This is a genomic window from Pseudomonas xanthosomatis, from assembly GCF_019139835.1.
Classification (GTDB): Bacteria; Pseudomonadota; Gammaproteobacteria; order Pseudomonadales; family Pseudomonadaceae; genus Aquipseudomonas; species Aquipseudomonas fakonensis.
Genome location: NZ_CP077075.1, coordinates 2,614,359 through 2,635,937, shown reverse-complemented (window position 1 = coordinate 2,635,937; position 21,579 = coordinate 2,614,359). Strand labels below are relative to the sequence as shown.

General features: G+C 62.8%; 15 protein-coding genes and 1 pseudogene. 11 read left to right on the top strand and 5 right to left on the bottom strand.

The window, feature by feature from the left end:
• Positions 1 to 59: 59 nt before the first annotated feature.
• The 6 genes from KSS93_RS11710 to KSS93_RS11685 all read left to right on the top strand — a co-directional run bounded on the left by KSS93_RS11710 (position 60) and on the right by KSS93_RS11685 (position 7,000).
• Positions 60 to 371 (top strand): ElaB/YgaM/YqjD family protein, encoded by a 312-nt coding sequence (locus KSS93_RS11710; protein ID WP_217888396.1) that lies wholly within the window; start codon positions 60 to 62, stop codon positions 369 to 371.
• 9 nt (positions 372 to 380) lie between these two features.
• A complete protein-coding gene (locus KSS93_RS11705; protein WP_217888395.1) occupies positions 381 to 755 on the top strand; it encodes a phage holin family protein in 375 nt (124 codons plus the stop codon).
• Positions 752 to 1,081, top strand: a complete 330-nt coding sequence (locus KSS93_RS11700; RefSeq protein WP_217888394.1) for a hypothetical protein — start codon at positions 752 to 754, stop codon at positions 1,079 to 1,081. Before KSS93_RS11705 ends, KSS93_RS11700 begins: the two co-directional genes overlap by 4 nt.
• Before the next feature lie 72 nt (positions 1,082 to 1,153).
• Positions 1,154 to 2,485: a deoxyguanosinetriphosphate triphosphohydrolase gene (locus KSS93_RS11695; RefSeq protein WP_217888393.1), complete on the top strand. Its 1,332-nt coding sequence runs from the start codon at positions 1,154 to 1,156 to the stop codon at positions 2,483 to 2,485.
• Positions 2,486 to 2,757: 272 nt separating this feature from the next.
• Positions 2,758 to 3,378, top strand: a complete 621-nt coding sequence (locus KSS93_RS11690) for a response regulator transcription factor (RefSeq protein WP_217888392.1) — start codon at positions 2,758 to 2,760, stop codon at positions 3,376 to 3,378.
• Positions 3,379 to 3,382: 4 nt separating this feature from the next.
• Positions 3,383 to 7,000 (top strand): ATP-binding protein, encoded by a 3,618-nt coding sequence (locus KSS93_RS11685; protein ID WP_217888391.1) that lies wholly within the window; start codon positions 3,383 to 3,385, stop codon positions 6,998 to 7,000.
• A 34-nt stretch (positions 7,001 to 7,034) separates the two neighbouring features.
• Here KSS93_RS11685 and KSS93_RS11680 read toward each other — a convergent pair whose 3' ends face one another.
• Positions 7,035 to 7,379, bottom strand: coding sequence for a YggL family protein (locus KSS93_RS11680; RefSeq protein WP_046856427.1), 345 nt, complete (start codon positions 7,377 to 7,379; stop codon positions 7,035 to 7,037).
• 186 nt (positions 7,380 to 7,565) lie between these two features.
• Between KSS93_RS11680 and dacB the strand changes: the two genes are divergently transcribed.
• Positions 7,566 to 9,029 carry a D-alanyl-D-alanine carboxypeptidase/D-alanyl-D-alanine endopeptidase gene (gene dacB / locus KSS93_RS11675; protein WP_217888390.1) on the top strand — a complete coding sequence of 488 codons (1,464 nt, stop codon included), beginning with the start codon at positions 7,566 to 7,568 and terminating at the stop codon, positions 9,027 to 9,029.
• An 878-nt stretch (positions 9,030 to 9,907) separates the two neighbouring features.
• Here dacB and KSS93_RS11670 read toward each other — a convergent pair.
• Positions 9,908 to 11,086 carry an integrase core domain-containing protein gene (locus KSS93_RS11670; RefSeq protein WP_217884504.1) on the bottom strand — a complete coding sequence of 393 codons (1,179 nt, stop codon included), beginning with the start codon at positions 11,084 to 11,086 and terminating at the stop codon, positions 9,908 to 9,910.
• Positions 11,087 to 11,276: 190 nt separating this feature from the next.
• Between KSS93_RS11670 and KSS93_RS11665 the strand changes: the two are divergent.
• Positions 11,277 to 12,637 (top strand): annotated as a pseudogene (locus KSS93_RS11665) (IS3 family transposase).
• Between the two features lie 166 nt (positions 12,638 to 12,803).
• Here the strand turns inward: KSS93_RS11665 and KSS93_RS11660 are convergent.
• Both KSS93_RS11660 and rlmKL read right to left on the bottom strand, forming a co-directional pair.
• Positions 12,804 to 15,194 carry a sensor domain-containing diguanylate cyclase gene (locus tag KSS93_RS11660; protein WP_217888389.1) on the bottom strand — a complete coding sequence of 797 codons (2,391 nt, stop codon included), beginning with the start codon at positions 15,192 to 15,194 and terminating at the stop codon, positions 12,804 to 12,806.
• A gap of 100 nt (positions 15,195 to 15,294) precedes the next feature.
• Positions 15,295 to 17,493 (bottom strand): bifunctional 23S rRNA (guanine(2069)-N(7))-methyltransferase RlmK/23S rRNA (guanine(2445)-N(2))-methyltransferase RlmL, encoded by a 2,199-nt coding sequence (gene rlmKL, locus KSS93_RS11655; protein ID WP_217888388.1) that lies wholly within the window; start codon positions 17,491 to 17,493, stop codon positions 15,295 to 15,297.
• A 548-nt stretch (positions 17,494 to 18,041) separates the two neighbouring features.
• Here rlmKL and rmf point away from each other — a divergent pair.
• The gene (gene rmf / locus KSS93_RS11650; protein WP_023533691.1) at positions 18,042 to 18,257 is read left to right on the top strand and encodes a ribosome modulation factor; all 216 of its coding nucleotides are present in this window, start codon (positions 18,042 to 18,044) and stop codon (positions 18,255 to 18,257) included.
• Positions 18,258 to 18,448: 191 nt separating this feature from the next.
• Here the strand turns inward: rmf and KSS93_RS11645 are convergent, their stop codons facing one another.
• Positions 18,449 to 19,471: a quinone-dependent dihydroorotate dehydrogenase gene (locus tag KSS93_RS11645; protein WP_217888387.1), complete on the bottom strand. Its 1,023-nt coding sequence runs from the start codon at positions 19,469 to 19,471 to the stop codon at positions 18,449 to 18,451.
• A 94-nt stretch (positions 19,472 to 19,565) separates the two neighbouring features.
• Here KSS93_RS11645 and KSS93_RS11640 point away from each other — a divergent pair, with 94 nt between their 5' ends.
• A complete protein-coding gene (locus tag KSS93_RS11640; RefSeq protein WP_217888386.1) occupies positions 19,566 to 20,813 on the top strand; it encodes a CmpA/NrtA family ABC transporter substrate-binding protein in 1,248 nt (415 codons plus the stop codon).
• A gap of 10 nt (positions 20,814 to 20,823) precedes the next feature.
• Complete coding sequence (locus KSS93_RS11635) at positions 20,824 to 21,399, top strand: ANTAR domain-containing response regulator (protein WP_217888385.1); 576 nt, start codon at positions 20,824 to 20,826, stop codon at positions 21,397 to 21,399.
• Positions 21,400 to 21,579 lie beyond the last annotated feature (180 nt).

The window sequence follows — 21,579 nt, the reverse complement described above, 5'->3', positions numbered from 1 at the left end:
TGAACCTTCGGCCTGCCCGATCACTCGAAATAGCCACACACACTCACAGGGAGAGGCCCATGGCCAGCAAATCGGCAAAAACTGCACAGGACATCTTGATGGCTGACTTCCAGGCCCTGGTCCGCGACACCGAAAAACTGCTCGCCGACACGGCCAACCTGGCAGGCGACCAGGCGGATGAGCTGCGTGAGCAGATCCACGAGCGCCTCACCCAGGCCCGCGAAACCCTGCAACTGACCCAGGACTCGTTACGCCAGCGCGGCCAGGCCGCCCTCGGCGGCGCCGAACAGTACGTGCAGGAAAACCCCTGGCAGGCCATCGGCATTGCTGCTGGGGTCGGTCTGTTGATCGGCCTGCTGGCCAAGCGCTGAGGAGTGCCCATGGACAACGACGCCATCGGCGCCGGCGCCTCTGGCAGGCGCCTGGGCGCGGCTGTGCTGGGCCTGCTGCACAGTCACATCGAGCTGTTCGGCATCGAGCTACAGGAGCAGAAAGCCCGCACCCTGAGCCTGCTGCTGTTCGCAGGCCTGGCCCTGGTGTTCGCCCTGCTGCTGCTGACCGCCCTGTCGGGGTTGGTGCTGGTGCTGCTGTGGGACAGCTACCGCCTGGCCGGCATCATCGGCCTGTGCCTGTTCTACGGCTGCGCCGCGCTGTACTGCGGGCTGAAACTCAAGGCAGCGGTATTCGATGAATCCTCGCCATTTTCCGCCACGCTCGAAGAGCTGGCCAAGGACAGGGAGCGCCTGCTGCCATGAGCCTGCCGGAACTACCCGATACGCGAAACCCGCGGGAGCTGCGCAAGGCTTTGCTGCGCCTGCGCATGGAAATGCACCGCCAGCAGATACGTCACGAGTCCGGGCAGGTGCTTCAACCGCTGCACCGCCTGCGCGGCATGGGCAGCTCGTTCGGCGAGGGCATGGGGGTCAAGCACGGCTCGCTGTGGGGCCTGGGCGCCGTGGTGGCGCTGGGCTTTCTTACCGGCAAAGGCGTGCGCAGCGGCAACCTGGCCCGCCTGTTACGCCTGGGCACTCGCCTGGTGCCACTGATCCGCCTGTTCATAGGGGCCGAGCGCCGCCCGTAAGCGCCAGGCGCGCCTTGCAAGGGCGCGCCACTCGCGGGAAGCTATGCCGACCCACACGACGGAGACCGCGCCTTGGAATGGCAAACCCTGCTGACCCGCGAACGCTTGGGCAAGGCCCTGTACAGCCCTGAGGAACTGGGCCGCAGCCCCTTCCACAAGGACCACGACCGCATCATCTTCTCCGGTGCCTTCCGCCGCCTGGGGCGCAAGACGCAGGTGCACCCGGTCACCAGCAACGACCATATCCACACCCGCCTGACCCACTCGCTGGAAGTCAGCTGCGTGGGCCGTTCGCTGGGCATGCGCGTGGGCGAGACGCTGCGCGGCGCCCTGCCCGACTGGTGCGAGCCCAGCGACCTGGGCATGATCGTGCAGTCGGCGTGCCTGGCCCATGACATCGGCAACCCGCCGTTCGGGCATTCCGGCGAGGATGCCATCCGCCACTGGTTCCAGCAGGCTGCCGGGCGCGGCTGGCTGGACGACATGAGCGACGACCAGCGCGCGGACTTTCTGAACTTCGAAGGCAATGCCCAAGGCTTTCGCGTGCTCACGCAACTGGAGTACCACCAGTTCGACGGCGGCACCCGTCTGACCTACGCCACCCTGGGTGCTTACCTCAAGTATCCCTGGACCTCCCGCCACGCCGATGCACTGGGCTACAAGAAGCACAAGTTCGGCTGCTACCAGAGCGAACTGCCGCTGCTCGAGCAGATCGCCGCCAAGCTGGGCATACCTCAGCTGGAACACCAGCGCTGGGCACGCCACCCGCTGGTGTACCTGATGGAGGCCGCCGACGACATCTGCTATGCCCTCATCGACCTGGAAGATGGCCTGGAAATGGACCTGCTGCAGTACGCCGAAGTCGAGGCGCTGCTGCTGGACCTGGTCGGCGACGACCTGCCGGAAACCTACCGCCAGCTCGGTGCGCGCGACTCGCGCCGGCGCAAGCTGGCGATCCTGCGTGGCAAGGCCATCGAGCACCTGACCAACGCAGCGGCCCTGGCCTTCGTCGAGCAGCAGGATGCGCTGCTGGCCGGTCGGCTGCCGGGCGACCTGGTCGAACATATGCACGGCCCGGCGCAACGTTGTGTGCTGCAAGCAAAGGACATGGCGCGCAAGAAGATCTTCCAGGACAAGCGCAAGACCCTGCACGAGATTGGCGCCTACACCACCCTGGAAATCCTCCTCAATACCTTCTGTGGTGCCGCGCTCGAGCAGCACGGCGGGCGTACGCCGTCATTCAAGAGCCGGCGCGTACTGGACCTGATCGGCAACAACGCGCCCGACCCGAACGGCTCGCTGCACGCGGCGTTCCTGCGCATGATCGACTTCATCGCCGGCATGACCGACAGCTATGCCAGCGAAATGGCCAGCGAGATGACCGGGCGCTCCAGCCCGACATGAAGGCGCAGCGGTGACAGCGATATTCGCTGCCACCGCCGCAGCATGTAAGAAACTTCTTACTCAAACAAAATATATTAAACACCCACAGAAAAATTCGACAGTAACCCCAATAAAATTCATACCCGCAGCTGAATACTCCGATTATCTGTAGCACGCACTCTCACTTCGTGTAAGGCATTTCCCATATACGGGATTTAGCCGACGTTCAACTGCCCGCCGACTTTCAACTGAGCTAATGTGCCCCCTGCCCTCGCTACGATGGAATGTTGCACATGCACTCAGTATTTATCGTCGACGATCATCCCGTTATCCGCCTGGCCATCCGAATGTTGCTGGAAAACCAGACTTATCAGGTAATTGGTGAGTCGGACAACGGTGTCGACGCCATGCAGATGATTCGCGAAACCCGCCCTGACCTGGTCATTCTCGACATAAGCCTGCCCAAGCTGGACGGCCTGGAAATGCTCTCGCGCCTCCAGGCCATGGCCATCCCCCTCAAAGTGCTGGTACTCACTGCACAATCACCCGCGCTGTTTGCCATCCGCTGCATGCACTTGGGCGCGGCAGGCTATGTCTGCAAACAGGAAGACCTGTGCGAGTTACTCAGCGCCATCAAGGCAGTACTTTCAGGCTATAACTATTTCCCCAGCCAGGTACTCAAGCCTGTCGCGGACGAACACGACCACGAGCTCGAGCTGTTCCGCCAGGTCAACGACCGTGAATTGATGGTGCTGCAACTATTTGCCCAGGGTCGCAGCAACAAGGATATTGCCCGTGGCATGTTTCTCAGTAACAAGACCGTCAGCACCTACAAGAAGCGCCTGATGCAAAAATTGCGCGCCGGCACGCTGGTGGAACTGATCGACGTCGCCAAACGCAACGCGCTGGTCTGACTCGATGAGCCTACGGCATCTCGCCTGCTTGCTACTCTGCCTGAGCCTGGGCCATAGCGCCCGGGCTGCCACCACAGTCATCGATGAAGGCAAGCCCTACTCCCTGCTGAGCCGCTCGAAACCGGTGACAGTAACCCCCGCCTTCAGCGCCACCCAACGACAGTGGCTTGCCAGCCACCATGAACTGGTTCTGGGCACCTCGGCCCCGGACTACCCGCCTTTCGACATCACCACAGGCGGGCGCGAATACCAGGGCCTGACAGCCGACTACGCGGGCCTGCTGGGCGGTGCACTGGGCCTGCCGGTAAGGGTCCAGCGCTTCCCCAGCCGGCCCGCTGCAGTCGCCGCCCTGCTAAGCGGCCATATCGACCTGCTCGGCAGTGCCAACGGCTATGAAGCAGTCACTCCGGGGCTGATGCTGTCGCGCCCCTATGCCATCGACCAACCGGTGCTGGTCACCCGCGAGGATGAAACCCGTGCACTGAACACCGGCCTTGGGGGCATGCGCCTGAGCATGCTCTACCACTACCTGCCCCTTGGGGAAATTCATGCCAGCTACCCCGGTGCCGAGCTCTTGACCTTCGAGTCATCCACGCAAGCGCTCAACGCAGTGGCGTTCGAGCAGGCCGACGTGTTCATCGGCGACACCATCTCCACCCACTACCTGATCAGCCAGGGCCATCTGCCGCGCTTGCGCATGGCCAACTTCGGCAAGCACGAAATGGTCGGGTTCAGCTTCGCCCTGCGTCAGGACCAGCAGGTACTGCTTTCGCTGGTCAACCTGGCCCTCGATGCCCAGCCAGCCACCACCCGCAACGATATTTTCAAGCGCTGGAGCGCCAGCAGCGGCAGCCTGCTGACTGACCGCAAGCTGCAATTGACAGCGCGCGAGGAAGGCTGGTTGCGTGAGCACCCGCAAATGCGGGTGGTGGTCAACGACACCGCCGCGCCGCTGACCTTCTTCGACAGCAACGGGCGCCTGCGCGGGATCGTCGCCGACCTGCTGGAGGTGATTCGCCTGCGTACCGGCCTGCGCTTCGACATCCGCCGTGCCAGCGGCGAAGGCGACATGATCGACCAGCTCGCCGCCGGCCGCGCCGACATCATTGCCACCCTGTCCACCGATACCCGCAGTGCCGCCGCGCTGCAGGTCAGCCGGCCCTACCTGGAAAGCGCCTACGTGCTGGTCAGCCGCATTGGCAACGAGCAACCCAACAACCTCGACGAACTGGCCGGCAAACGGGTCGCCGTGCCACGCGACAGCAGCGTGGCCGCCCTGCTGACCAGCCACTACCCACACATCCACCAGGTGGCGACCGAGAGCACTTACTACTCCATGGCCCTGCTCGGCAGCAATGCCGTGGACGCCGCCGTGGCAACGCTCATCGACGCCAACCACATGCTGGCCAGCAACGCTCACCTGGTGATCCGCAGCACCGTCGGCACTGAACCTGCCACCTTCTCGATGGCCACCAGCCCGCAGGCGCGCGAACTGGCATCGATACTCGACAAGGCGCTGTTGAGCGTTTCACCCGAAGAACTGGGGGTGATCAACAGCCGCTGGCGTGACCACGAGGTGCTCGACGACACCTACTGGCGCAACTACCGGCGCATCATTTTGCAGGTGGTTGCAGTGATTGCCGTGCTGCTGGTGCTGGCGCTGGCCTGGAATGCCCACCTACGCCGCCAGATCAAGCAGCGCCAGTTGGCCGAACGCGCTTTGAACGACCAGCTGGAATTCATGGGCGCCCTGCTCAACGGCACGCCCCATCCGATGTACGTGCGTGACCGTGAGGGGCGGCTGAAGAGCTGCAACGACAGCTACCTGCAGGCCGTCGGGGCCAGCCGTGAACGGCTCATCGGCAAGCGTCTGCAGGACACCCGTTTCAGCCAGTGCCAATATGTGCAGCAGATCCATGACGACTACCAGCGGGTGATGGACGAGGGCCGCCCATTGATCCTTGACCGCCCGCTCAAGCTAAAGAACAGGGAGCTGATGATCTACCACTGGATCCTGCCCTACCGCGACTCGCTGGGAGAAATGCAGGGCATCATCGGCGGCTGGATCGACATCAGCGAGCGTCGGGCGCTGGTCCAGGACCTGCGCCTGGCGAAACAGCAGGCCGATGATGCAAACCGCGCCAAAAGCACCTTTCTGGCTACCATCAGCCACGAAATCCGTACTCCCATGAATGCCCTGATCGGCATGCTCGAGCTTGCCCTGCGGCGCGCCGACCAGGGGCAACCGGACCGCCCCGCACTGCAGGTCGCCCATCATTCGGCCAAGGACCTGCTGGCCCTTATAGGCGACATCCTGGATATCGCCCGCATCGAGTCCGGGCACCTGTCACTGGCGCCCGAACCGGTCGACCTTGCCGCCTTGATCGAATCCGTGGGCCGTGTATTCGATGGCCTGGCACGGCACAAGGGTGTGTCCCTCAACATAGTGATTGCCGAAGAGGCCCGCTGCCATGCGCTGCTCGATCCACTGCGGTTCAAGCAGGTGCTGTCGAACCTGGTCAGCAATGCCATCAAGTTCACCGAGCAGGGCCAGGTGCGCATTGCTGCCAGGATGCTGGCCGAAGGCGACCCGGCTGCCACCACCCTTGAACTGGAGGTACGTGACAGTGGCATCGGTATCCATGAACACGACCTCAAGCGCCTGTTCACCCCCTTCGTGCAGGCCAACCCCGCCAGTGACGGCGCCCGGGCAGGCAGTGGCCTGGGCTTGGTGATCAGCCGCAACCTCTGCGCAATGATGGGGGGCGAGATGACCCTGCAGAGCCTGCATGGCGTGGGTACCCGGGTAAGGCTGGTGATGCCGCTGCAGTGTGTCGCGCCGGTCACCGCCACACCTGACACTGCGGCCAAGATCCCGCGCCCGAATGGCAGCCTGGAGGTGCTGGTGGTCGACGACCACCCTGCCAACCTGCAATTGATAACCCGTCAACTAGCCTACCTGGGGGTGCGCCATGAGAGCGCCAGCGATGGCCGTGAGGGGCTGCGCAAATGGCGCCAGGGTCGTTTCGATGTGCTGATCGTCGATTGCAACATGCCACAGCTCAATGGTTACGAGATGGCCAGAAGCGTGCGCCATGAAGAACATCTGCATGGCCGAACACCCTGCGTGATGCTCGGCTACACCGCCAACGCCCAGCCTGAGGTGCGCCAGCAGTGCCTGGACGCCGGCATGGACGATTGCCTGTTGAAGCCCATCGGCCTGGAGTTGCTTGGCCAGTGCCTCGCAGCCTTGGGCCAGAAAGGGCCAACTGGCAGCCCGCGCCAGCCCTGTTACGACCTCAAACGCCTACACGCCATCGCCGGTGACAATGCCAACGACCGCAAGCGCCTGCTCGACACCCTGCAGATGAGCCTGCGCCAGGACCTGGACATTCTCATGGCCATCGACCCGCACCAGGCAGGCGAAGCCATGGCCGCGCAGGCACACAAGATCCTCAGCGCAGCGCGGATGCTGGAAGCGAAAGCATTGATTGCGGCCTGCGAGGCATTGCAGCAGGCGGGGTTGCCGGTCAGCGTTGCGAAGACTCGCCGCCAGGCACTGGCACGGCACATGCGCCGTGTGGAGAATGCCCTGGCCAGGCACCTGGCCGAGGGCAACTGACGCGGCACGCTGCAATGGCGTGCCGGCAGGTGTATCAGGAAGCCGGGTTGATCGGCTTTTCTGGGTACCAGGCGTCCAGCAGCGGGCTGACTTCGATGCTGGTCAGTTCGCTGCGGCCTTTGAGCCATGCTTCGACGGCGGCACGCTGCTCTTCGCTGACCGAGCCACGCTTGACCGAGCACACCAGGCCGAAGTCGTCGCCGCCGACGTAGTCCAGGCCGTTGGCATCCATGGCATCAGCCAGGAAGGCGTCGAGGAAGGCATCGATGGCTTCATCGGACAGGTCTTCCTTGAAGCCCAGGTTCAGTTCGAAACCCAGCTCCTGGAATTCGTCCACGCACAGTTTTTTGCGCAGGCGACGGGAACGGTTGGTAGCCATGAAACAATCCTCTCAAGTATTTACGGGCGGCACTTTACCAGTTTCCGCGCTACAAGGGCGCATTTCCATAGAACTAAGCCCATGCACGCTGCGCTTGGGGCATAATGCCCACTATATTTCGACTTGGGGCCACCATTTCTTACAGCCCCATTACCCTTTTCCCTCGCCTGCAGGGTATTCATCTTTATGATCAAGACGCTTCGCCCACTGCTGCTCGCCGGTCTGTTCCTGCCCTTCTCCCTCACCAGCCAGGCCGCCGCCGTCAATACCAGCCTGCCGCCCAAGGTGCAGCAGGCCCTGACCAAGAACAAACTGCAGGACACCGCCCTGTCGCTGGTGATGCTACCCCTCGATGGCCCCGGCAACGCCACGGTGTTCAACGCCGATGTGTCGGTGAACCCGGCCTCGACCATGAAGCTGGTTACCACCTACGCCGCACTGGAGTTGCTGGGCCCGACCTTCCAGTGGAAGACCGAGTTCTACACCGACGGTACGCTGAGCAACGGCGTGCTCAACGGCAACCTGTACCTCAAGGGCGGCGGCGACCCCAAGCTGAACATGGAAAAGCTCTGGCTGCTGATGCGTGATTTGCGCGCCAACGGCGTACGCACGGTAACCGGCGACCTGGTGCTGGACCGCAGCCACTTCGTGCAGCCCAACCTGCCGCAGTTCGATGACGATGGCGGCGACGAGAACAAGCCCTTCCTGGTCAAGCCCGACTCGCTGTTGGTCAACCTCAAGGCCCTGCGCTTCGTCGCCCGCAACGACGGTGGCAAGGTGGTGGTGTCGGTCGAGCCGCCGATCGCCAGCATCCGCATCGACAACCAGGTCAAGGCGGTGGCCGGCAAGCAGTGCGCGGGTGATGTGCGCTACAACCCGGTACCGCAGGCTGACGGCATCAGCGTGACGGTCAGCGGCCAGCTCGGTGAAGGCTGCAACTCGCAGACCTACCTGTCGCTGCTCGACCACCAGACCTACGCGGCCGGTGCCGTGCGCGCGATCTGGAACGAGCTGGGTGGCAGCATCCAGGGCCGCGACCGCATCGAGGGCGTGCCCAAATCGGCTCGCCTGCTGGCCCGCGCCTTTTCCCCGGACTTGGTGGAGGTGATTCGCGACATCAACAAGTACAGTAACAACACGATGGCCCAGCAGCTGTTCCTGAGCATTGGTGCGCAGTTTCGCACTGACGCCGACGGTGATGACGCCCGCGCTGCCCAGCGGGTTGTGCGCCAGTGGCTGGCGAAAAAGGGCATCACCGCACCGCACCTGGTGATGGAGAATGGCTCGGGACTGTCCCGTGCCGAGCGAGTCAGCACCCGAGAAATGGCAGCACTGCTGCAGGCTGCGTGGAAGAGCCCGTATGCCGCCGAGTTCATCAGCTCGATGCCGCTGGTGGGTATGGACGGGACCATGCGCAAGCGCCTCAAGCGTACGGCCATGACCGGCGAGGGGCACATCAAGACCGGTACGCTCAATACCGTGCGGGCGATTGCCGGCTTTAGCCGGGACAGTAACGGGCATACCTGGGCGGTGGCGGCGATTCTCAATGACCCCAAGCCTTGGGGGGCTTCGCAGGTGCTGGACCAAGTGTTGCTGGATCTTTATCGGCAGCCGAAGTTGAGTGGTGGGACGGCTGGGATTGAGCCTTGATCTGATATTGGGTTCGGGTTCGGGTTCGGGTTCGGGTTCGGGTTCGGGTTCGGTTCGGGTTCGGGTTCGGGTTCGGGTTCGGGTTCGGGGTTTTAGGGTGATTGCTTTGGGAGATGTATGCGCATTCATTGATGATAGAGGCTTTTCGTCACCTTTCCGCCCTTACGGCGGGTTACTTTGGTCGCGGCCAAAGTAACCAAAGCCGCCCAGCTCCCATCATCCGGCCCCCTACGCTGCGCTACGGGGGTTCCCTCGCTCCGGGCTTGCTCCGGAGGTACGCGCCGACGGGCCGTCCCTGGCCCGATCGGCGCTCGACCGGCATCCATGCCGGTCGCCCTCCTACGCAATCCCTACGCTCGGCCTCCTGAAGTCGCGATTTGTGTTGCCTGAGCTATTGCGCGCTTAGAAGCAAGATCAAGAGCCAGATCAAGAGCCAGATCAAGAGCCAGATCAAGAGCCAGATCAAGAGCTGGGATATTGGTTTAATTGTTGTTGATGTGTTGTTTCTTCTGACGCCATCGCGGGGCAAGCCCGCTCCCACGTTAGTTGTACGCACCAAGTTCTGGCGTGGGAGCGGCGGTGCGCCGCTGCGACTTGCCCCGCGATAAAATCCTGAGTTCCCACGGTGGCAACTAGCGGTTAGCTGCGCCAGTGCAGGCGCCGCCCCTAACTTCGCGACTTCAGGAGGCCGAACGCAGGGATTGCGTAGGGGGGCGACCGGCATGGATGCCGGTCGAGCGCCGATCGGGCCAGGGACGGCCCGTCGGCGCGTACCCCCGGAGCAAGCCCGGAGTGAGGGAACCCCCGGAGCGCAGCGCAGGGGGCCGGATGAATGGAGCGATGTACGGGTCACCCACATGGGTTACACAAAAGTTCGCTCACATAGGTGACAACACCTGAAGTGTTACATAACCATCATCGGCATCTCGCTCATCGATCCTGCCGAGAATGATTGGGCCGAAAATAACATCCCACACCCCATCCCCGACTTGCTCCAGCCCAATGGTCTGATGCTTGAGCACGTAACCTACATAGATCCTCAAACCCCGGCGGTTGACGATGCCACTGCGATCAGCTGGCAGGCTCTCGATATGACTGGGGTAAGTCATTTCAGGTAGTTTTTCCGGGAACGGGCGTGGCGAAGGCTGGTAGCAGGACGCTGGTGTTTTCTGCTTCAGTGCTTCGTGGAGCCGCTCGTAATTGTAGTGTTGCCGGAAGCGGTCGAAGTGCCGTTGTTGAGCCTCCCAAGCCACTGCGGGCGGTGACGGAAGCGTACTTTTGAGTGTTCGGTGCATACGCTCGTGCCGACCATTTTGCTCCGGTCTGCCAGGCGCAATACGTTCAGGAATGATGCCTAGGCGCAGCCACCAGATGGACAGCTGGGAGAGCCCTGCACGCCCTTTACTGGCAAACGGCACGCCGTTATCGGTCCGGATACGTTCAGGTAGCCCGTTTTCACGAAAGACCTCAGTGAACACAGCCTGTGTCTCCAGAAAGTTCGTATTGGCCATGCTGTGGCACGCGAGCAAGAAGCGACTGGCGTGATCCATGATCGTCAACGGATAGCACCAGACCCCAGCTCCTGTCAGAAACTGGCCTTTGTAGTCCGCAGTGAAGAGCTGATTGGGCGACTCCGCCTTTTCAAGCGGCTTGGGATAGACCGCTACGCGCTGACGCAGGCGCCGCGGCTTGATCAGCTCGGCTTTCTTGAGGATGTTGTAGATCGTTGTCTTGGAGGGAGGCGCCTGGTCAGGAAAACGTTCCTGCAATGCGGCCTGGATCTTCTTGGGCCCAGGCTCCGTCTGGCCCTTGCCGCGTAATTCGATAATGGCCTCGCGAACGGCGACGGGTACAACCCAATCTTGCGTCAGCCGGCGACGGCTACGTTCCTCTAGGCCTGCTGGGCCAGCTTTCTCGAAACGCTCGACCCATTTGTAACCGGTCTTTCGACTGATCTCGTAGGCCTCGCAAAGGGCGCTGAAGCTAGGCGCCCCCTGGAGATAGTCAGCGATGAAAAGCACTTTCATGTCCATAGGTTTCAGCTCTCGCCAAGGCATGGTCAGATCCTCGAAAAACCGACCATGCCAGTTAAAAACTGTTACCTATGTGCGTGAACTGATTTGTAACCCATGTGGGTGAGTCATACCGCGAGGATTTTTTGGTGACTTTTTGATCCTTCAAAAAGTTACCCGCCGTTGAACTGACCCCAGAAAGTTGGACACCTGATCCCCAATCGGAGGGTGTTCCATGACGAAGTACAACCTAGCACTCAAGCAGGCACTCATCGAAGAGTGCCTTTCTGCCCGCAGTGTTCATGAGGTGGCGCTCAAGCATGACCTGAGTCCATCGCTGTTACGCCGCTGGGTAAAGGGCTACGAGCAACACGGCGTAGCCGGCTTGATTGCCAAGTACAGTCACTACGACGCGCAGTTCAAATTGAAGGTTTTGCAGAGCATTGAGCAAGACGGCCTGTCCGCCCAGCAAGCTTGTGTACGGTTCGACATCCGCGGCCCGAGCAGCATCAGGCAGTGGAAAAGGTTGTACGATAAAGGTGGAGTAGAAGCACTTCATCCGCATCGTACCCGAGAGTTCAGCATGCCCCGCAAGCCATCAAAACAGTCCAGCGCAAGTTCCTCCGCCCCTGCGGATAGCGAGCTGACACCTAAGCAAATGCTCGAAGAGCTGGAATACCTGCGCGCGGAGAATGCTTATCTAAAAAGCTCGATGCCTTGATCCAAGCGGACCCTCGAACTGCGCAGGCAAGAAAACGCAGGCTGTCCAAGGATTGAGGCACGGGCATCGACTTGCTCTGCTGCTACGTGCTGCAGGGCTGGCGCGCAGTACCTTTATTACCAGAGCAAAGTGCTGGTGGATGACAAGCATGCAGCTCTCAAGGAGCGCATCAACAGCCTCTATCATGAGCATAAGGGACGGTACGGTTACCGCCGTATCACTGCGGTCCTCGGGCAAAATGGTGAGGTGGTCAATCACAAGAAGGTGCAGCGACTGATGCAGTTAATGGGCCTCAAATCGCTGGTCAAAGAGAAGAAATATCGCTCGTACCGAGGCTCCGAGGGGTTGTTGCATCTGATCTGCTCAAGCGCAAATTCAAGGCTGAAGCCCCCAATCAGAAGTGGGCTACCGACGTGACAGAGTTCAAGGTAAAGGGGCAGAAGCTGTTTCTCTCGCCTGTTATGGACTTGTACAACGGCGAAATCCTTGCTTATCAGATCAACCGGCGCCCTGAGTTCAAGATGGTTTCGACAATGCTGGAACAGGCCTTCGAGAGGCTGAGTCCAAGTGACAAACCGATACTTCACTCTGACCAAGGCTGGCAGTATCAGCAGCCAGCTTACCGGCATATGCTGGCTGGGAAGAATATCGAGCAGAGTATGTCGCGTAAGGGTAATTGCCTGGACAACGCCGCTATGGAAAGCTTTTTCGGCACGCTTAAGAGCGAGTTTTTTTACCTGGAGTCATTTGAGAGTGTTGAGCAACTGGCAGCAGGATTAGAGGGTTACATCGCCTATTACAACCAAGAACGCATCAGCCTCAGACTGAATGGCTTGAGTCCGGTACAATTCCGGACCCAAGCGCTGGCCGCATAGCGTTACCTGTCCAACTTTCGGGGGTCAGTTCACGTAAGGGCGGAAAGGTGAATAAGCGTCAACACAAATAATGAATGCGCATACAACCCCAAAACAAAAACATAAATAAGCATCAACACATCAAGTAGATGCGCATAAATATTTCAAAACCAAACATCAAACACCTTTAGGGCAACTCCCCCTCAACCCGATCCCTCCCGGCCATCTTGGCCGCATAAACCCCAGCATCAGCCCGCAACAACAAGGCATCCGCCCCCTCCCCTTCCCGCCACCCCGCCACCCCAAAGCTCGCCGTCACCCGCCCAACCCCCTCCACCGGCACCTCGCGCACCCCATGCCACAATTTCAGCGCCAACAACCGCGCCTGCTCGGCATCACTCCCCGGGCACAGCACCATGAACTCCTCGCCCCCCAACCGGCAAAACACATCGGTGCGCCGCAAACGCTGCCCGATACGCTGGCACAGGCTACGCAAAACCAAATCACCTACCGCATGCCCGTACTGGTCGTTGATGCGCTTGAAGTGATCGATATCGAGCATGATCACCGCCAGCGCCAGCCCATCACGCCGCGCCCGCTCCAGCTCGCTGCCAAGCCGGTCCTGGAAATAGCGCCGGTTGTGGATGCCGGTCAAGGCATCGGTGACCGACAACGCCCGCAACTCCTCCTCCACCCGCTTGAGGTCGGAAATATCGGTGAGATAGCCGTGCCAGAGCGTACAGGCGTGCTCGCCGATCTCCGGCGTGGCCTCCCCGCGCACCCAGCGCAGCCCCGCCCGCGGCAGGCATACCCGGTACTCCTCGCGCCACGGCGTCAGGTGTTCGGCTGAATAGCGCACCGACTGGCGCACCCGCTCCAGGTCATCGGGGTGAATACGCTGGAACACCACCGTGGCATCCTCACGCAACAACGCCAGGTCGACCTCGTAGATGTCGTGCAGGCCCTGGCTGGCATAGGGAAAGCACGAATGGCCGTCGGCATCCAGGCGGTACTGGTAGATCCCGCCCGGCACCTCGGCGCTGAGTTTTTCCAGCAGCCGGTCACGGGCCGCCAGCGCCTCGTGCCCCCGGCGCCGCTCGGTGACGTCAATGCAGATCGCCAGGTAACCCACCCACAACCCCTGCTCGTCGATCACCGCGGTGACCAGCATGTTGGCCAACAGGTGGCTGCCATCCTTGCGCACCAGGGTCCAGTCACCCGGCTGCGCGCCGCCCTCGCGCACGGTTTCGGCGAACATCGCCTGGCCGGCGCCGATCTCCCGACCATAGCGCAGGCTCAAGGTATGGGCGCGGCGGTGCAGCTCTTCAGGCTGCACCAGATCCTCCAGGGTGAGATGGCCCAGCGCCTCGCCAGCCGAATAACCCAGCATGCGCTCGGCACCGGCGTTGAAGGTGCTGACCTCCCCCTTCAGGTTGGTGGCGATGATCGCCACCTGGGTTGCGGCATCGAGCACGCTGCGTAGCTGGTTATGGGTCTCGCGCAGCGACTGCTCGCTGACCCGCAGCTCAGCAGTGCGCCGCGCCACCAACCCGAGGGCGCGCTGGCGCTGGCTGAACAGGCTGTACAGCAGCGCCGCCAGCAACAGGCTCAGCAGGCCACCGAAAGTACCGACCACGGCTACTGCTGAGGAGCGGTTGGACTGTAGAAAATCCACGCTGGGGCGGATATCCAGCTGGAAATGACGATCGGCCAGGTGCAGCAACTCGCTGCTGACCAGGTTCAGGGCTGCCGGCTGGTTTCCCGAATCGAACAACACTTCGTGAGCATCGCCGGCGGACAAATCATAGATACGCACCACCAGATCGTCATCGGCCTCGGTGGGCAGGCTTTCGTTGATCAGCTGGCGCAGGCTCAGCAACGCCATCACATAGCCACGGGGCTCCGCGCCCTCGGTTGCCGGCTCGCTGAACACCGGCGCGACAATCAGCAACCCGCGGCTGTAACCAGGCTCGACGTTGAGCATGTCCAGCGGTGCCGACACCGCCATGCTGCCAGGGCTCAGCGCACGGGCCAGGGTCGCAGCGCGCAGCGGCTGGCTGCGCAAGTCAAACCCGAAGGGTTGTGGCTGCTGGCTGGTGGCCTGGGTGTAGAGGACGGGATAGTACAGGTCACGCATCGGGGCTGGCTGCCAGACGCCATCGGCGTTGCGATCGCGAATGCCGTAGGGCATCTGCAGGCGCTCACTGGAGGCGCGCTCGAACGCCGCGCGTTGGCTGCCCTCGACGCGCGGCGCCCAGGAAAACGCCTGGGTACGGCGCAGCAACGGGCGGGCAAAACCTGCGAATTCGCTGGGGGTGATTTCGTTGGAATAGCTGAAGAAGCGGCGCAGCCCATCAAGGCGCTGCTCCTGTTCTTCGAAACGCTCGGCGATGCGGCTGTAGCGCTCGCCGGCCAGCAACTCGAAACGCTGGCGCAACTGCTGCTTGTAGAAGCTCTGGGTGGCAATCGCCAGCGCACCGGTGAGCAGCCCACCAGCGACCAGCGCGGCCAGGGCAACCCCCCAGGCCGACAGCTCGTCACCGAGCTGCGCCAACAGCTTTGCAGGTACCTTCCACATAGAGGACTCTCAGCAACTTCAGCTTCAGCGTCCTGCGAATGGTTCAGCCATGCATTGCTTTATAGCCAATGGCCAGCAACGGCGCCACCCTCTTCGTCGATCAGCGCAGGCGCAGCTGCCAGGCGCGGTGGATGCGGTTGTTGCGGGCGAAGTCCGGGTCCAGGGTCTGGGCGCTGATCTCCTCCACCGCGTAACGCGCTGCCAGGTGCTCGTCGAGCTGGAACTTGCGGAAGTTGTTGGAAAAATACAGCACGCCGCCCGGCGCCAGGCGGGCCATGGCCAGGTCCAGCAGCTCGACATGGTCACGCTGCACGTCGAACACCCCTTCCATGCGCTTGGAGTTGGAGAAGGTCGGCGGATCGATGAAGATCATGTCGTAGCTGTCGGTGGCATTCTGCAGCCAGGCCATCACGTCACCCTGCTCCAGACGGTTGCGCTCGGAGAAACCGTTCAGCGCCAGGTTGCGCCGCGCCCAGTCCAGGTAGGTCTTGGACAAATCCACGCTGGTGGTACTGCGCGCACCGCCCTTGGCCGCGTGCACCGAGGCGGTGGCGGTGTAGCAGAACAGGTTGAGGAAGCGCTTGCCCTCGGCTTCGCGCTGGATGCGCATGCGCATCGGCCGGTGGTCGAGGAACAGGCCGGTGTCCAGGTAGTCGGTGAGGTTGACCAGCAGCTTGACGCCGCCCTCGTTCACTTCTTGGAAGCGCCCTTCGGTGGCCTGGCGCTCGTACTGGCGGCTACCGCTCTGGCGCTCGCGGCGCTTGAGCACCACACGCTGCGGGTCGACGCCCAGGGCCTGGGGGATCGCCGACAAGGCATCGAGCAGGCGTGCCTGGGCCTTGTCCGGGTCTACCGAGCGGGGGGCTGCGTATTCCTGCACGTGCACCCAGTCGTGGTACAGGTCGACGGCCAATGCGTACTCGGGCATGTCGGCATCGTACACGCGGTAGCAATCGACCTTCTCGCGACGGGCCCACTTGCCCAGCTGCTTGAAGTTCTTCTGCAGGCGGTTGGCGAACATCTGTGCGCCTTCGGACAAGCGCGCCGGCTCGCTGGCCACCGGGGCCTGGCGGCGTGGCTCGCTGTCGGTGGGTTCAACCGGGCCCTGACGGCGCTCGCCGGTGACGAACTGGTCAGGCTGCACCTTGAACAGCAGCAGCTTGCACGGCAAGGCGCCGTTCCAGAACGCGTACTGCTTGTGACTGCGAATGCCCATGCGCTTGCCCAGCTCCGGGGCGCCGGTGAACACCGCCGCTTCCCAGCCCAGGCAGGCCTGGCGCAGGCGCTCGCCGAAGTTCTGGTAGAGGTACAGCAGGCTGGCTTCATCACCCAGGCGCTCGCCGTAGGGCGGGTTGCTGATCACCAGGCCTTTCTGGTTCTGGTCGGGGCGCGGCTCGAAGCTGGCCACTTCGCCCTGGTAGATCTTCACCCAGTCGCCCAGGCCTGCGCGTTCGACGTTGTTGCGCCCCGGCTGGATCAGCCGCGGGTCGGCCTCATAGCCGCGAATCCACAGCGGTGGCTTGGCAAGGCCGGCCTGGGCACGGGCCTGGGCCTCGTCGTGGACCTTGCGCCACAGTGCCGGCACATGGCCGAGCCAGGCACTGAAACCCCAGCGCTCGCGCTTGAGGTTGGGGGCAATATCGGCAGCGATCATCGCCGCTTCCACCAGGAAGGTGCCCACGCCGCACATCGGGTCGGCCAGGGCCCCGCCTTCGGCGGCAATGCGCGGCCAGCCGGCACGGATCAACACCGCGGCTGCCAGGTTTTCCTTCAGCGGTGCAGCACCCTGCTGCAGGCGATAGCCGCGCTGGTGCAAGCTGTGGCCGGACAAGTCGAGCGAGAGGATGGCCTCGCCGCGGTCCAGGCGCAGGTGCACGCGCACGTCCGGGTCGAGCTTGTCCACCGACGGGCGCAAGCCTTCGCGGTTGCGCAGTTTGTCGACGATGGCGTCCTTGACCTTCAACGCGCCGAAGTGGGTGTTGTCGATGCCCGAGCCATGGCCGCTGAATTCCACCGCCAGGGTGCCGTCGGCAGCCAGGTGGTCGGCCCAGTCGACCGCCTGCACGCCGTCATACAGGTCGTCGGCGTTCTTCATCGAGAAGCGCTTGAGCACCAGCAACACTCGGTTGGCCAGGCGCGACCACAGGCACAGGCGGTAGGCGGTTTCCATGTCGGCGTCGCCGCGAATGGCCGAGGTGTGTTCACGCACCTCTTCCAGGCCCAGGTTGCGGGCCTCCTCGGCAAGCAGGCTTTCCAGGCCTTTGGGGCAGGTGAGATAAAGTTCGAAACGGTCCGACATGAGTTTTCCAGAGCCTTTGGCTAGGTCAGTGGCAGGCCGACGCATCGGCTGCCGAAGTTTTCCCGCACACCTTTTTTGCAGGCGCCCGGGTGGCCGGCGAAACGCTCGCCGGGCCTGGCCACCGGGCGGGTCAAGCCTTCGCCTGGTGGCAGAATGGCTTTGATCGTCCGGCAGTATGAAAATTTCCTCGCTTCAGGGTGCGGGGGTGACCCTTCGTCGCATGAGCAATTATTACCACCATCAATCGGCGACGCTGGCCAATTGACGTCAATCTTGCTCAACCCCTGATCATAGCGGGCTCAACGGCAAACAAGGTTGAGTCGCATTTATTTACTTATCCCCTGACCCTATGAAAGGTTACGTCCTTATGACAAATCGATCATTCACACTGTGACGCGCATTCGTTAGAACTGGTCTCAGGCCGCTTCGCAACGAGGCGGCACTTTCAGCCCGCCACGCCGGCAGCGGGCGCATACCGGCAGAACGATTCTGCCCGGCCTCGTAGAGGCCGACGGGACATTACAGTCAACAAGTGAGGGCAACACCCTATGAGAAGACTTAAGCGTGATCCGTTGGAAAGAGCATTTTCACGTGGCTACCAGTATGGAGTCACCGGCAAATCCCGCGAACTTTGCCCATTCACCTTGCCATCTGTCCGCCAAGCCTGGATCAACGGCTGGCGCGAAGGCCGCGGCGACAACTGGGACGGCATGACCGGCACCGCTGGCATCCATAGACTCAACGAAAATCACGCCGTTGGCTGAACGAGGACACTGAATTCGAGTCACCATGCGCGCCCCATCCGGGCGGCGGGCTACGGCCCAGGGGGCCCCAGGCGGGGCCCCTTTTTATTGCCTGCCCGCAGCAATGGTGCACCTGGCGCAATCCCTGTAGGAGCGGCTTCAGCCGCGAACACCCGCGAAGCGGGTGCCCGCCCCATCACATGCTTCGCGATTCAGCGCTTCATCGCCGCAATCGCATCCACCGATTCGCGAATAAGCGCCGGCCCCTTATAAATGAAGCCCGAGTAAATCTGCACCAGGCTCGCACCGGCAGCGATCTTCTCGGCGGCATGACGGCCTTCGGTAATGCCACCGGCCGCGATGATCGGCAACTTGCCGCCCAGCTCGCCGGCCAGCACCTTCACCGTGTGGGTGCTCTTTTCCAGCACCGGCGCGCCCGAAAGCCCACCCGCCTCGGCGCCGAACGGCAAGCCCTCGACCCCTTCGCGGCCCAGGGTGGTGTTGGTGGCAATCACCGCATCCATGCCCGACTCCAGCAGCGCAGCCGCCACCAGCGCGGTCTCTTCGTCGCTCATGTCAGGGGCGATCTTGATCGCCAGCGGCACGCGCTTGCCATTGGCGCTGGCCAGTTGCTCACGGCGTTCGGCCAGGGCATCCAGCAACTGCTTGAGCGAGTCGCCGAACTGCAGCGAACGCAGGCCCGGGGTGTTGGGCGAACTGACGTTGACGGTGATGTAGCTGGCGTCGTTGTAGACCTTTTCCAGGCAAATCAGGTAGTCGTCCTGGGCGCGCTCCACCGGGGTGTCGAAGTTCTTGCCGATGTTGATGCCCAGCACGCCGGTGTAGCGCGCCGCACGAACACGGGCCAGCAAGTGGTCGACACCCAGGTTGTTGAAGCCCATGCGGTTGATGATTGCGGTGGCTTCAGGCAGGCGGAACAAGCGTGGCTTGGGGTTGCCCGGCTGCGGGCGCGGGGTGATGGTACCGATCTCGACGAAGCCAAAACCCAGCTGGGCGAAGCCGTCGATGGCCGCGCCGTTCTTGTCCAGGCCCGCGGCCAGGCCAACCGGGTTGGCGAAGTTCAAGCCCATGACGTTCACCGGCAACGCCGCCGGCTGCTTGCACAGCAGGCCATTGAGGCCCATGCGGCCTCCGGCGCCGATCAGGTCCAGCGACAGGTCGTGGGAGGTTTCCGGGGAGAGCTTGAACAGCAGCTGGCGGGCCAGGGTATACATGGGCGGGCGGACTCGCGGTGAGTGAGGGGGCGATTATAGCCAGCGCATCGCCGGGGCGACAGGGCCATGGCACATGGGTTGCTTCACAGCACCCATGCCGCCTTTGCAAAATGCCCCGAGGTCCTACGTGAATACCCCCCTCCCGACAACGCCGCTGGCCTGGGTCAACGGCAGCGACGCGCCAGAAAAACCCAGCCTGGACATCGGTTTCATGGCCCTGAGCGACTGCGCCTCGGTGGTGGTTGCCGCCACCCAAGGGTTTGCCCAGCAACAGGGCCTGACGCTCAACCTGCGCCGCCAGGCCTCCTGGGCCGGGCTGCGCGACAAGCTGGTAAGCGGCGAGCTGGACGCCGCCCACTGCCTGTACGGGTTGGTGTACGCCGTGCAATTGGGCGTGGCCGGCGGGCCGGCCAGCGATATGGCCGTGCTCATGGGCCTGAACCAGAATGCCCAGGCCATCAACCTGTCGCCCGCCTTGCAGCGCAAGGGCGTGACCAGTCCCGAGGCACTGGCGCAGCTAGTGCACCAAGGCGGTGCGCGGCTGACCTTCGCCCAGACCTTCCCCACCGGCACCCATGCCATGTGGCTGTATTACTGGCTGGCAAGTCAGGGCATCCACCCATTGTTCGACGTCGACAGCGTGGTGGTGCCACCGGCGCAGATGGTCGCCCACCTGCAGGCCGGGCGCATCGACGGTTTCTGCGTCGGCGAGCCGTGGTCGGCGGATGCCGTCGCCCAGGGCCAGGGTTTCACCCTGGCCACCAGCCAGTCGATCTGGCCAGACCACCCGGAAAAGGTGCTGGCCTGCGCCCGCAGCTTCGCCGAGCATTACCCCAACAGCGCCCGCGCGCTGATCAAGGCAATACTCGCCGCCAGCCGCTTCATCGAGAGCAACGACGAAAACCGTCGCAGCACCGCCCAGTTGCTCAGCGCCAATGCCTACCTGGACACCGCCGCCAGCACCATCGAGGCGCGCCTATTGGGTGACTACCAGGATGGCCTGGGCCACCGCTGGCACGACCAGCACCCGCTGCGCCTGTTCGACCAGGGCCGGGCCAACCTGCCGTACCTGTCAGATGGCATGTGGTTCATGACTCAGTTCCGCCGCTGGGGCATCCTGCGTGACGACCCGGATTATCTGGGCGTGGCCCGCCAAGTGCAGCAGCTCGCCCTGTACCGCGAGGCCGCCGAGGCGCTTGACGTGCCCTGCCCCGACCAAGCGATGCGCAGCAGCCTGCTGATCGATGGCAGCCGTTGGGATGGCAGCGACCCACACGCCTATGCGCGCAGCTTCAGCCTGCACGCCCTAGACGCGGCGCCGTGCGCCCGCGCCAGCAACTGAGGGTGCAAGCATGCTGCGTATCCTGTTGATCGACGACACCGAAAAAAAGGTCGGCCGGCTCAAGGCCGCACTGATCGAGGCCGGCTTCGAAGTGATCGAAGCCACAGGCCTGACCATCGACCTGCCTGCCTGCGTCGAAACGGTGCACCCGGACGTGGTACTGATCGATACCGAGTCACCTGGGCGAGATATGATGGAACAGGTGGTGATGGTCAGCCGTGACCGCCCAAGCCCGATCGTGCTGTTCACCGACGAGCACGACCCCGGGGTGATGCGCCAGGCGATCCAGGCCGGGGTCAGCGCCTATATCGTCGAAGGCATCCATGCCGCGCGCCTGCAACCGATACTGGACGTGGCCATGGCCCGTTTCGAGAGCGACCAGGCGCTCAAGGCCCAATTACTGGCACGCGACCAGCAACTGGCCGAGCGCAAACGCATCGAACAGGCCAAGGGCCTGCTGATGAAGATGAAGGACTGCAACGAGGAGCAGGCCTACACCTTGATGCGCCGGCAGGCCATGAGCCGCCAGCAGAAACTGGTGCAAGTGGCCGAGCAGATCATCGCCATGTCCGAGATGCTCGGCTGAGCCGGCTCCTGCAGAGGTCAGCAAACACAGCAGCAACATTGGCCCGCCTCTTGCTCAGTCAAACCCCAGGTAGCCAACGGCGGTTGCCCCAAAACTCCCGACAAAGACGTCGCTCCCCTTCCACGCCAGTGGACCGGGCAGCGGCGTCTTTTTCGTTTCCGCCCCTGCGTTGCACGCCGA

What these genes read in the sequence shown, in the direction of transcription:
- KSS93_RS11710 (WP_217888396.1), top strand. Translation starts at nt 60, where the DNA reads ATGGCCAGCAAATCGGCAAAAACTGCACAGGACATCTTGATGGCTGAC.
- KSS93_RS11705 (WP_217888395.1), top strand. Translation starts at nt 381, where the DNA reads ATGGACAACGACGCCATCGGCGCCGGCGCCTCTGGCAGGCGCCTGGGC.
- KSS93_RS11700 (WP_217888394.1), top strand. Translation starts at nt 752, where the DNA reads ATGAGCCTGCCGGAACTACCCGATACGCGAAACCCGCGGGAGCTGCGC.
- KSS93_RS11690 (WP_217888392.1), top strand. Translation starts at nt 2,758, where the DNA reads ATGCACTCAGTATTTATCGTCGACGATCATCCCGTTATCCGCCTGGCC.
- KSS93_RS11685 (WP_217888391.1), top strand. Translation starts at nt 3,383, where the DNA reads ATGAGCCTACGGCATCTCGCCTGCTTGCTACTCTGCCTGAGCCTGGGC.
- KSS93_RS11680 (WP_046856427.1), bottom strand. Translation starts at nt 7,379, where the DNA reads ATGGCTACCAACCGTTCCCGTCGCCTGCGCAAAAAACTGTGCGTGGAC.
- dacB (WP_217888390.1), top strand. Translation starts at nt 7,566, where the DNA reads ATGATCAAGACGCTTCGCCCACTGCTGCTCGCCGGTCTGTTCCTGCCC.
- KSS93_RS11670 (WP_217884504.1), bottom strand. Translation starts at nt 11,086, where the DNA reads ATGCCTTGGCGAGAGCTGAAACCTATGGACATGAAAGTGCTTTTCATC.
- KSS93_RS11660 (WP_217888389.1), bottom strand. Translation starts at nt 15,194, where the DNA reads ATGTGGAAGGTACCTGCAAAGCTGTTGGCGCAGCTCGGTGACGAGCTG.
- rlmKL (WP_217888388.1), bottom strand. Translation starts at nt 17,493, where the DNA reads ATGTCGGACCGTTTCGAACTTTATCTCACCTGCCCCAAAGGCCTGGAA.
- rmf (WP_023533691.1), top strand. Translation starts at nt 18,042, where the DNA reads ATGAGAAGACTTAAGCGTGATCCGTTGGAAAGAGCATTTTCACGTGGC.
- KSS93_RS11645 (WP_217888387.1), bottom strand. Translation starts at nt 19,471, where the DNA reads ATGTATACCCTGGCCCGCCAGCTGCTGTTCAAGCTCTCCCCGGAAACC.
- KSS93_RS11640 (WP_217888386.1), top strand. Translation starts at nt 19,566, where the DNA reads ATGCCGCCTTTGCAAAATGCCCCGAGGTCCTACGTGAATACCCCCCTC.
- KSS93_RS11635 (WP_217888385.1), top strand. Translation starts at nt 20,824, where the DNA reads ATGCTGCGTATCCTGTTGATCGACGACACCGAAAAAAAGGTCGGCCGG.